This window comes from Streptomyces sp. NPDC002619, assembly GCF_042889305.1.
In the GTDB taxonomy this organism is placed as follows: Bacteria; Actinomycetota; Actinomycetes; order Streptomycetales; family Streptomycetaceae; genus Streptomyces.
In genome coordinates, this window is sequence record NZ_JBIAQV010000023.1 from 112,504 (window position 1) to 123,059 (window position 10,556).

Annotated in this window: 8 protein-coding genes; 4 read left to right on the forward strand and 4 right to left on the reverse strand. The window is 71.5% G+C overall.

Annotated features, from left to right (window positions below; all coding sequences use genetic code 11):
• Positions 1–195: 195 nt before the first annotated feature.
• Positions 196–2,043, reverse strand: coding sequence for a streptophobe family protein (locus ACFYXB_RS29610; RefSeq protein WP_388496457.1), 1,848 nt, complete (start codon positions 2,041–2,043; stop codon positions 196–198).
• Between the two features lie 226 nt (positions 2,044–2,269).
• Here ACFYXB_RS29610 and ACFYXB_RS29615 point away from each other — a divergent pair, with 226 nt between their 5' ends.
• A complete protein-coding gene (locus tag ACFYXB_RS29615; protein WP_389587499.1) occupies positions 2,270–4,780 on the forward strand; it encodes an FHA domain-containing protein in 2,511 nt (836 codons plus the stop codon).
• 131 nt (positions 4,781–4,911) lie between these two features.
• On the opposite strand, the gene ACFYXB_RS29620 is transcribed toward ACFYXB_RS29615, so the two are convergent.
• The 3 genes from ACFYXB_RS29620 to ACFYXB_RS29630 form a co-directional block, all read right to left on the reverse strand.
• Positions 4,912–5,688 (reverse strand): transglycosylase SLT domain-containing protein, encoded by a 777-nt coding sequence (locus ACFYXB_RS29620; protein WP_389587501.1) that lies wholly within the window; start codon positions 5,686–5,688, stop codon positions 4,912–4,914.
• Positions 5,689–5,991: 303 nt separating this feature from the next.
• The gene (locus ACFYXB_RS29625) at positions 5,992–7,077 is read right to left on the reverse strand and encodes an S-adenosylmethionine:tRNA ribosyltransferase-isomerase (RefSeq protein ID WP_389587503.1); all 1,086 of its coding nucleotides are present in this window, start codon (positions 7,075–7,077) and stop codon (positions 5,992–5,994) included.
• Complete coding sequence (locus ACFYXB_RS29630) at positions 7,074–7,769, reverse strand: SDR family NAD(P)-dependent oxidoreductase (RefSeq protein WP_389587505.1); 696 nt, start codon at positions 7,767–7,769, stop codon at positions 7,074–7,076. Before ACFYXB_RS29630 ends, ACFYXB_RS29625 begins: the two co-directional genes overlap by 4 nt.
• A 227-nt stretch (positions 7,770–7,996) precedes the next feature.
• Between ACFYXB_RS29630 and ACFYXB_RS29635 the strand changes: the two genes are divergently transcribed.
• The 3 genes from ACFYXB_RS29635 to ACFYXB_RS29645 all read left to right on the forward strand — a co-directional run bounded on the left by ACFYXB_RS29635 (position 7,997) and on the right by ACFYXB_RS29645 (position 10,191).
• On the forward strand, positions 7,997–9,142 hold the full coding sequence (locus tag ACFYXB_RS29635) for a GAF domain-containing sensor histidine kinase (RefSeq protein WP_389587507.1): 1,146 nt from the start codon (positions 7,997–7,999) through the stop codon (positions 9,140–9,142).
• Positions 9,135–9,776, forward strand: a complete 642-nt coding sequence (locus ACFYXB_RS29640; protein WP_389587509.1) for a response regulator — start codon at positions 9,135–9,137, stop codon at positions 9,774–9,776. Before ACFYXB_RS29635 ends, ACFYXB_RS29640 begins: the two co-directional genes overlap by 8 nt.
• Positions 9,777–9,945: 169 nt before the next feature.
• On the forward strand, positions 9,946–10,191 hold the full coding sequence (locus ACFYXB_RS29645; protein ID WP_351352769.1) for a chaplin: 246 nt from the start codon (positions 9,946–9,948) through the stop codon (positions 10,189–10,191).
• The last annotated feature ends 365 nt before the right edge of the window (positions 10,192–10,556 follow it).

Genomic DNA, 10,556 nt, shown 5'->3' on the forward strand with positions numbered 1-10,556 from the left:
TGCGCCCGCGCGGTCCGTCTGGCGGACACGGAACATTGGGTGTCGGGCCGGTGTCAGCGGCCTTACCACCCGGCCACTCCTCGCCCTGAGCAGCGCGGCACCACCTCCAGGTCACGCCGAGCTCATCCGCAGGTTCCCGCCCGCTCCTCCGACCTTCCGCCGCCCACGACCGGCTCCGCCGAGCAACGCCCCAGCTCAGCCCTTCCCCTTCGGCCTCCCCGGCGGAGGCGGCGGGGGAGGGGGCCCGTCGTCGGAGGGGTTTGCGTTCCAGCCCCGCGAGCCCTGCCCGGGCCCACGCCGAGGCGAGCGCGGCGGCGGGTCGATGGGCCGGGCCATGGTGGGGGCGCCGTAGACGTCGGTGGGGGAAGCGGACTCGTCGAAGGACGCTGATTCTTCCCGGGCGTTGCGGGTGTAGTCGTACGGCGGACGGCCTTCCGTATCACTGACGCGTCCTGGAGCCCGGCCGCCTCCGACCGCACCCGAACCCCCCGGATCCCGCAGCTCGTCCGGCAATCGCAGATAGGGATTCGTGCCGGGGTTGGGTGGCCGGTACGGTGCGGTCGGCACATACGGTCCCGGCTGCCCCGCGCTCGCCGCATCGCCGTACTCGCGATACGCACCCCCCTCACCCGTGTCACCCAGTGCCAGCGGTGCCGCGCGCCAACCGGCGGAGCCGCTCACCCACGCCAGCAGTGCCCCGACCGCCCCCGCGCCCGCCCCCCACACCGCGCCCAGCAGCAGCGCCATGCCGAGGTGGCCGTGCAGTTCGATGCCGGCGCCGAACGCGTCGAAGCCCAGGACGGACAGCGAGGCGTCCACGGAGACGTCCGTCAGCCAGGCGAGCAGGGGCAGCGTCAGCGCGGTCGCGATCCCGAGCCGGAGCGCGCACCGGCCGGCGAAGGCGAGGGCGCCCGGAGCCCCGTCGGTCCTCGCCCCGACCGGAGTCCGGACCGCCGTGAGCACGCCGGCCAGCAGCATCATCACCGCCGCGGCCACCCCCAGCAGCCACACCCGCCCGTCGAGGTCGGCCAGCCGTCCGAGCGTCACCGGCTCGTTGGACCGCACGCTCAGCAGCCGGTCGAGGGGATCGGGCAGCAGCGTGGCCAGCGCGCCCGTGGCCTTGCCGTCCCACGGCACGAACAAGCCGAGGGGGATGCCCAGCCACACCCCGTTCGGCGCCCCGAGCAGCGCCGCGCCCACGACCCGCTTCGGATGGTCGTCGCCGATCGCCGCGTACGCCGCTGCCGCGAGCCCGGCCGCGACCGCCACGAGCAGCACGGTGACCAGGGCCGAGGCAGCGGGCCGTACCACCCGGTGCACCGCCTCCCAGCCGCGCGGCAGTGGCGTACGGCGCGACGCCAGCAGCGCGATCAGCAGGATGCCCGCGGACCAGCCGAGGCCGCCGAGGAGGGTCGGCGCCGTGTCCACGGTGAAGCCGACCGCCGCCTTCGCACCGACGAGGTCACCGATCCGGTCGGGCAGCAGCCCGCCGACGTCCCCAAGATCGCCCAGCCCCGGGATGTTGACGCCACCGCCACCACCTCCCGGGAGTTTGTCCTCCAGCCCAAGCGAGCCGCCGTCGATCGTGATGACGTCGTGCCCGGCCCAGGCCAGCCCGCCGAGCGTCGCCACGAACAGCGCGACCACCGCGCCGGCGCGCGCGAGGAGTTCGGACGGCGCGATCACAACTCCCGCCGCGCGCAGGGACCGTAGGAAGAACCACGACAGCAGCAGGGCGCCGACCAGACTGACGCCGAGTGGCGTGATCTCGATGGCCGTGTGCGCCTCGGCACCCGTGAGGCCGAAAGCGGACACGTCGCCCGACGGTGAGACCGAACCACCCGCCCCCAGCGCCACAACTGCCGCTGTCATCGGGCCCAGTGAGCCCGCCGAGTCCGCCTGAAGCAGATGCAGGCCGAGCGCGGCCGTGCCCGCCATCCCTATCAACGCCCAGCTCACCGCCGCGATCGCGGACAACAGCACGTCCACCCACGGCAGTCGCGTGCCCTGCCTCGCGGTCCCTACACCCGTCGCAGCACTCATGGCAGACCCCCCGATCCGCGGCGCGACCGACGGCCGCGCATGTCCCCTCGCGAGGAGTTACCACTCTCCGGTCAGGTTTCAACCCCGTCAACGGGGCGAGTTGAGGCGCTGGTGCAGGCTCGTGACAAGGTCCGACTTTCGGGCAAGGGGCGGAGCCTGGAATAGTTCCCCACGATGTTCGACATCCCTAGACTCCCTGTGATGGGGGTAACTCGGGGGACAAATCATGGGGCATGGAGTGCCGGAACTCGTACTGGAATCAAACGGACGGACCTGGACGCTCGACCCGTCCAGGCCCTACACCCTGGGACGCGATCCACAGGGTGACATCGTGTTCGACGACGCCAGGGTGTCCTGGCGTCACGCCACGGTCAGCTTCAACGGCCGCAGTTGGGTCATCGAGGACCACGGCAGCACGAACGGCACGTTCGTTCAGGGCCGGCGGATCCACCAGATGGAGATCGGCCCCGGCTCGGACCTGCACCTCGGCAACGCGACCGACGGCCCGCGCCTGAACCTGTCCGGCGCGGCGGCCGCGGTCGCGCAGCCCCAGCAGCAGCCCTACGCCGCACAGGGCGCGGGGGCCGGCTGGGCGCAGCAGTCGCCGCAGCAGCAGGCCCCGCAGGCGGGCTGGCAGCAGCCGCAGCAGGGGGCGCCGTCGATCCCGTCGCAGCAGGGACCCGGTGGTGGCGCGGGGGCGCCGCCGGTCTACGGCGACCGCAGCCCGACCACGTTCCACCAGTTCTCGCTCGGCCGCGTCATGCGCATCGGCCGTGCGCTGGAGAACGACCTGGTCGTCTCGGACCTCCAGGTCTCCCGCAACCACGCCGAGTTCCACGCTACGCCCGACGGCCGCATGGAGATCCGCGACCTCGGCTCGCACAACGGCACGTACGTCAACGGCCAGCCGATCGCCAAGGGCGGCACCCAACTGCTCGGCCCGAACGACATCGTCGGCGTCGGCCACTCGACCTTCCGTATCGTCGGCGACCGGCTCGAGGAGTTCGTCGACACCGGTGAGATCTCCTTCTCCGCGCGCCATCTGACCGTCACGGTCGACGGCGGCAAGCAGATCCTGAAGGACGTCTCCTTCGGTGTCCCGGAGAAGTCGCTGATCGCGGTCATCGGCCCGTCCGGCTCCGGCAAGTCGACCCTGCTCAAGGCGCTGACGGGTTACCGGCCGGCCAACCAGGGCGAGGTCCTCTACGACAACCGGAACCTCTACAAGCAGTTCGCCGAGCTGCGCCAGCGCATCGGTCTGGTCCCGCAGGACGACATCCTGCACAAGGAGCTGACCGTCAAGAAGGCCCTCAAGTACGCGGCCAAGCTGCGCTTCCCCGCCGACACCACGGCCGAGGAGCGCGAGGCCCGCATCGACGAGGTGCTGCGCGAGCTGAAGCTGGACATCCACAAGGAGAAGAAGGTCACCTCCCTCTCCGGCGGCCAGCGCAAGCGCGTCTCGGTGGCCCTGGAGCTGCTGACCAAGCCGTCGCTGATCTTCCTGGACGAACCCACGTCGGGCCTCGACCCGGGCATGGACCGCGACGTCATGCAGCTGCTGCGCGGCCTCGCCGACGACGGCCGCACGGTCCTCGTTGTCACCCACTCCGTGGCCGAGCTGGCGATCTGCGACAAGCTCCTGGTGATGGCTCCCGGCGGCTCCGTCGCCTACTTCGGCCCGCCGGAGGAGGCGCTGAACTTCTTCGGCTACGACACCTGGGCCGACGTCTTCTCCGCCTTCGAGAACTACCGCGACTACGACTGGGCGGGCCGCTGGAAGGGCTCGCAGCACTACCAGATGTACGCCGCGGACATCGACGCCGTCGCCCCGCAGTCCGTACAGATGCCGTCGATGCAGGCGATCAGGCCGCCGAAGCCGCAGGGCTGGATGTCGCAGTTCGTCACGCTGGTGCGCCGCTATGCGTCGGTGATCGCGTCCGACAAGGGCTTCCTCGCCCTGATGGTGATCCTGCCGGCCGTGCTCGGCGTGGTGAGCCTGCTCATCGACGCCGACAAGGGCCTGCTGCCCAACCCGCCCAGCCCGCAGTCGGGCCGGATCATCCCGAACGGCACGGCCACGACGGTCCTGCTGATCCTCGCGGTCGGCGCCTGCTTCGCGGGTGCCGCGAACTCCGTCCGTGAGCTGATCAAGGAACGGGTGATCTACGAGCGGGAGCGCGCGACCGGTCTGTCCCGCTCGGCGTACCTGATGTCCAAGGTGTTCGTGCTCGGCGCGATCACCGTGTTCCAGGGCGCCCTGGTCGGCGCCATCGGTTTCTTCAGCCGGGAGATCCCGGACAAGGGCCTGGTCTTCGGGGGCGCGACCATCCTTGAGCTGTCCGTGCCGATCATGGCGTTGGGCTTCACCTCGATGATGTTCGGCCTGATCATCTCGTCGCTGGTGAAGACGGCCGAGAAGACGATGCCGCTGCTGGTGATGTTCGCGATCATCCAGGTGGTGTTCACGGGCTGCCTGTTCCCCCTGAACGGGACGGTCGGCGTCAACCAGTTCTCGTACCTGATGCCGTCCCGCTGGGCCGTCGCGGCCGCGGGCGCCACGCTGGACTTCAACAAGATCAGCCCGCCCGCCGACGGTGGCAGCACCGACCCGCTGTGGGACCACACGGTCGGCGCCTGGGGTATGGACATGGCCGCGCTGATCGTCCTCGGTGTGATCTGCGGCTTCTTCGTGGCCCGCTTCCTGCGCCGTCATGAGCCCGAGGTCATGCGCAAGTAGGGCTCACGCGCAAGTCGACCTCACGCGTGAGTCCGGAATTCCAACCGAAGTGAGTTGGAAAGTCGAACGAAGGGCGGCACCCGTCACCGGGTGCCGCCCTTCGGCGTTCACGACTGAGGCCCGCGCCTACCTCAGTACGCGCTGTTGACGTTGTCGATCGTGCCGTACCGGTCGGCCGCGTAGTTGGCGGCGGCGGTGATGTTGGCGACCGGGTCGTAGATGTTCCAGGACGTGCCGTTGACGTGGTACGTCTTGAAGGTCGGCGGGATGACCTGCAGCAGGCCCTTGGACGGGATGCCGTTGATGGCGTTGATGTCCCAGTCGTTGATGGCCATCGGGTTGCCGGAGGACTCCCGCATGATGTTCTTGTGCAGGCCGTGGTAGGAGCCCGGGATGCCCTTGGTCTTCATGATGTCCAGGGCCTCATGGATCCAGCCGTCGAGGTTGTTGGCGTAGCTCTTCGCGGCGACCTGCTTGGCGTAGCTCTTCGCGGCGACCTGCTGGACCTGGGGGCGCGCGGCGGACCGGCTGGCGGCCTGCTCGGCGGCTCGCTCCTGGGCGGCCTTCTTGGCGACTTCGGCAGCTGCCTTCTGCTTCGCGGCGACGGCGGCCTTGGCCTTCGCGAGCGCGTCGGCCTGGGCCTGCTTCTTGGCCGCGATGGCCTCGACCTTCACGCTTTCGGTCGCGAGCTGATCGGTGATCGTGCCCTTGACGTCCTTGATCTGCTGCGTGCCGTAGGCAACGTGGGCAGCGGTCGACGGGGCTCCGGTGGTGACCGTCTCCGCGCTGCTCGGCACCGCGGAGAGGGCGAGGGCGGCGGTCCCGAAGGCGGCGACGCCGGCGATCGCAATCTTGTGCTGCTTGGTCAGCGTTCGACCGTGACCACGAGTCTTGGAGTGCTTGGGCATGGCAGATGGACCTCTTCGAATAGCGCGGAGTCGCTCTTCGTTCGGCGCGGCGGGGGAATCGGTTCCGTCCCGCACGAACGCCGCGGGGCGAAACCCACGGCGCCGAGCGACGTGAGCCATTCTTAGCGGCCGCAAAATGCCATGGCAAAGATGTGACGTACGAAGCCGGGTAGTGGATCAGGTAGGGCAAAACGGGACAGACTAGAACGTCTGTCCCGTTCGCAACGAGCCTCTTTATCTCCTATGTCCGGTCGTACGTGATGTGGGTCCTATGCGCGGGCTCACATCGGCGGCACAGCAGTCTCACCGCGAGTTGCGTGAGCAATGCTCTGCGTGAGGGCCCTCCTCCGGGAGGACGAGGTGCACGTCCCCGAACTCGTGCCACAGGTAGAGCCCGCGCAGCGCCGCGTCGTAGCCGCGGTCGATCGCCGCACGCCCCGCCACCGCCTCGAGCATCAGCAGATGCGAGGCCTCCGGCTCGTGCAGCCCGGTCAGCAGCCCGTCGACCGCCCGCACCCCACGCGCGGGCGTGACCACGAGATCCGTCCACCCGCCGGCCGCCCGCACCACCCCGTCCGGCCCGGCCGCCGACTCCACGGCCCGCACGGCCGTCGTACCGACCGCGATCACCCGGCCGGCGCCCGCCCGCACGGCATTGATCAGACGCGCCGACGCCGCAGACACCGCGAAACGCTCTGGGTACGGCGGCTCGTGCGCCTCCGCCGACGCCACCCCGGTGTGCAACGTGACCGGTGCGAACTGCACGCCCCGGCTCACCAGCTCCGCCACCAGCCGCGCCGTGAAGGGCCGCGCGGCACTCGGCATCTCGGCACTGGCCGCCCCGTCGGGCGACGGCAGCGCGAACACCGTCTGGTACGCAGACAGCGGCTGGTCCCGCTCCGTATAGGAGTAGCGGATCGGCCGCCCGAACTCCCGCAGCAGCCCGGTCACCCCCGCCCCCGACACCCGCGCCCACCACAACCGCTCACCCCGCTCGCTCAGCGGCTCCTCCAGAACCAGCCCTCCGCCCCCGGGCAGACACACCTCTGTTCCCGCGGGGCCGCCCGCCCGCGCGCGCGTGGTGCCACGGCCGTCGGGATCCCGCAGCTCGACGGCCCACCGCCCGTCGTCCCCGAGCGTGGAGAAGTGCACCACCACACGCGCGTGCCCGATCCGCCCGTCCACCGCCGCGGCCAGCGTCGGCGAGGTGTTCACGACCAGCAGATCCCCGGCCCGCAGCAACCGCGGCAGCTCGGCGAACGTGTGGTGCGCCACTTCGGTCCCGCGCGACACCAGCAGCCGTACGGCATCCCGGCCCAGCCCTGGTCCGCGCTGCTCGGCCGGTACCCGCGCCGACAACTCCTCCGGGATCCGCAGCGCGGTGCTCACCTGCCCTCCAGCAGGCACGGCGCTCCATAGCGTCCGCTCGCCGGACGCTCGTCCAGCAGGCACAGGAAGGCCGGTACGACGGAGGCGGGCGCGGGCCGCGGATCGTCGTCGTCCGGTACGGCCGCCGCGTACAGGTCCGTCGCCATGTCCCCGGGATCGACCGCCCAGACCCGCAGCCCCGGCTCCTCCTCTCCCAGCACCGCCGCCAACTGGTCCAGGGCCGCCTTCGACGCCCCGTAGCCGCCCCACGTCTCGTACGCCTCGGCGGCCGCGTCCGAACTGATCGCGATCACCGTGCCCGCCGCCGACTCCCGTAGCAGCGGCAGCGCCTCCTGAATCAGGCCCAGCGCGGCGACCGCGTTCACCTCCAGCGCCCACCGCAGCCCCGCCAGCGGCAGCTGAGCCAGCCGGACCAGCGGCTCGGCGCCCAGCGCGCTCGCATTGCTCACCAGCAGATCGATGCCGCCCAGCCCGCGCGCGGCGGCCACCAGCTCACTGCGGTGCCCGGCGTCCGTGACGTCCCCGGGCAGCGCCTCCACACGCGTGCCGTGCGCGGAGACGGCCACCGCCGCCTCCCCGAGCGTCCCCGCGCCCCGGGCGTCGAGCACCAGATCCCAGCCGCGCGCGGCCAGCGCTTCGGCCAGCGCCCGCCCCAGCCCCTTCGAGGCCCCCGTGATGATCGCTACCGGCATGCCAACCGCCCCTCGGTCTCACCCGCCTCGGACCGGCGGTGACCCCAACCTAGGAACGGCACCGCCTCCACCGCCTCGGACGCGGGCCGCAAGGCCGCGGGGCCCTTCGCCCTAAGCCGCCGGTCGGGAGACCGGAGCCCTAGGCCGCCGGCCCTAGTCCCAGCGGCCCAGGGCCGGCCGTCACAGGTCCGATCCGCGCTGTCACACCCCGCCGGTACCGTGAAGTCATGAGTCAAGGCCCCCGGTCCGGCCTCGCCGCGGTGAGTTCCGCGCTGCTGGCCATGAGCAGACACCTCGAGGTGCGCGACGTCCTCAAGACGATCGTCGCCTCGGCGCGCGAGCTGCTCGACGCGCAGTACGCCGCCCTCGGCGTCCCGGACGACCACGGCGGCTTCGCACAGTTCGTGGTCGACGGCGTCAGCGACGCCCAGTGGAAGGCCATCGGCCCGCTTCCGCGCCAGCACGGCATCCTCGCCGCGATGCTGCACGAGGACCTGCCCGAGCGCCTCGCCGACGTCCGCAAGGACCCCCGCTTCGAGGGCTGGCCGGCCGCCCACCCCGAGATGTCCGACTTCCTGGGCCTGCCCATCCGCGACGGTGACGAGGTCATCGGCGCGCTGTTCCTCGCGAACAAGAACTGCCCCAAACCGGAGGGCAGTTGCGGCTTCACCCGGGACGACGAGGAACTCCTCTCCATCCTCGCCCAGCACGCCGCCATCGCCCTCACCAACGCCCGCCTCTACGAACGCAGCCGCGAACTCACCATCGCCGAGGAACGCTCCCGCCTCGCCCATGAACTGCACGACGCGGTCAGCCAGAAGCTGTTCTCCCTGCGCCTGACCGCACAGGCCGCCGCTGCCCTGGTCGACCGCGACCCCTCCCGGGCCAAGGGCGAACTGCACCAGGTGGCGACGCTCGCCGCCGAGGCGGCCGACGAACTGCGCGCCGCCGTAGTCGAGTTGCGCCCCGCCGCCCTCGACGAGGACGGGCTCGTCGCCACCCTGCGCACCCAGATCCAGGTCCTCGACCGCGCCCACACCGCGCGCGTGACCTTCGCCTCCAGCCGCTTCCGCGCCCTGCCCGCCGCCCAGGAGGAGGCCCTGCTGCGCGTCGCCCAGGAGGCCCTGCACAACGCGCTGCGGCACTCCGGAGCGCAGCACGTCGACGTCGCCCTCGGCCGCCGCGGCTGCGGAGCCCTCCTGCGGGTCACCGACGACGGCAGCGGCTTCGACCCGCACTCCGTCCGCCGCGCCGGGCGTCATCTGGGCCTGGTCTCCATGCGCGACCGGGCGAGCGGCGTCGGCGGCACGCTGCGTGTGGAATCGGCGCCCGGCAAGGGCACCACGATCGAGTTGGAGGTCCCCGGTGGCTGACGCAATCAGGGTGCTGCTCGTCGACGACCACCAGGTCGTCCGCCGGGGTCTGCGCACCTTTCTGGAGGTGCAGGACGACATCGAGGTCGTGGGCGAGGCCGCCGACGGCGCCGAGGGAGTCGCCTGCGCCGAGGAACTGCGGCCCGACATCGTCCTCATGGACGTCAGGATGCCGGGCATGGACGGCGTCGACGCGCTGCGCAGACTCCGCGAACTCGACAACCCCGCGCGCGTGCTGATCGTCACCAGCTTCACCGAGCAGCGCACGGTGGTCCCGGCCCTGCGCGCGGGCGCCGCCGGGTACGTCTACAAGGACGTGGACCCCGACGCGCTCGCCGGAGCCATCCGCTCGGTGCACGCCGGCCACATACTGCTCCAGCCGGAGGTGGCGGGCGCCCTGCTCTCCCAGGAGGTGGTCAACTCGGGCCAGGGCAGAGGCGGTTCGCTCACCGAGCGGGAACGGGAGGTGCTCGGCCTGATCGCCGACGGCCGCTCCAACCGCGAGATAGCGCGCGCCCTTGTCCTGTCCGAGAAGACCGTCAAGACCCACGTCTCGAACATCCTGATGAAACTCGACCTCGCCGACCGCACCCAGGCCGCGCTGTGGGCCGTACGCCACGGCGTGACCGGCTGAAACACCCTCCACAAGGCCTCATGCACGGCAACCCGGAGGGTTGCCGTCCGGACTGAGGTTCATACCGTCGTGGGAATGTCACTCGGATGGCGCATCCTCGGTGGATCTCCGGCGTTCTCCAGTGCGTGCTGCGGCGACTGCCGTGGCGATCGCCAAGGAGGGCTCAGAAGTGAAGAACCTGAAGAAGGCAGCGGCCGTGACGATGGTGGCCGGTGGACTGCTGGCCGCCGGCGCGGGAATGGCCTCCGCCACGGACGGTGCGTGGGCCGGCGGCGAGGCCAAGCACTCCCCGGGTGTCGTCTCGGGCAACGTCGCCCAGGTCCCGGTGCACATCCCGGTGAATGCGGTCGGCAACACCGTGAACGTCATCGGCGTACTCAATCCCGCCTTCGGCAACCTCGGCCTCAACCACTGAGGTTCCGTCGCGCGGTAACCGCGACCTCCGGCCTTCCGGGAGCACCCGGGAGGTCGGTCGGTTGTCGTCCGGCGACCGTCGCCGGCATCGCAGCGGGAGCCTCAGCCGGACCGCCTCCGCGGACGCGGGCGCCCTGAACCCGACGTTCGGCAACACGGCCGCGAACGACAGGCCCGAGCCTATTCAGCGCAGGCCAACACCATTGGCCCGTCCGGCGTTTGAGGACGAGGCCGTTCAGGCCGATACGGGGGTGGGGGGGGGGGGGGCCCCCCCCCCCCCCCCCCCACACCCCCCCCCCCCCCCCCCCCCCCCCCCCCCCCCCCCCCCCCCCCCCCCCCCCCCCCCCCCCGGGTGGGCCCCCCCCC

Coding starts and splice junctions, on each gene's coding strand:
- ACFYXB_RS29610 (WP_388496457.1), bottom strand. CDS start 2,043: ATGAGTGCTGCGACGGGTGTAGGGACCGCGAGGCAGGGCACGCGACTG.
- ACFYXB_RS29615 (WP_389587499.1), top strand. CDS start 2,270: ATGGGGCATGGAGTGCCGGAACTCGTACTGGAATCAAACGGACGGACC.
- ACFYXB_RS29620 (WP_389587501.1), bottom strand. CDS start 5,688: ATGCCCAAGCACTCCAAGACTCGTGGTCACGGTCGAACGCTGACCAAG.
- ACFYXB_RS29630 (WP_389587505.1), bottom strand. CDS start 7,769: ATGCCGGTAGCGATCATCACGGGGGCCTCGAAGGGGCTGGGGCGGGCG.
- ACFYXB_RS29635 (WP_389587507.1), top strand. CDS start 7,997: ATGAGTCAAGGCCCCCGGTCCGGCCTCGCCGCGGTGAGTTCCGCGCTG.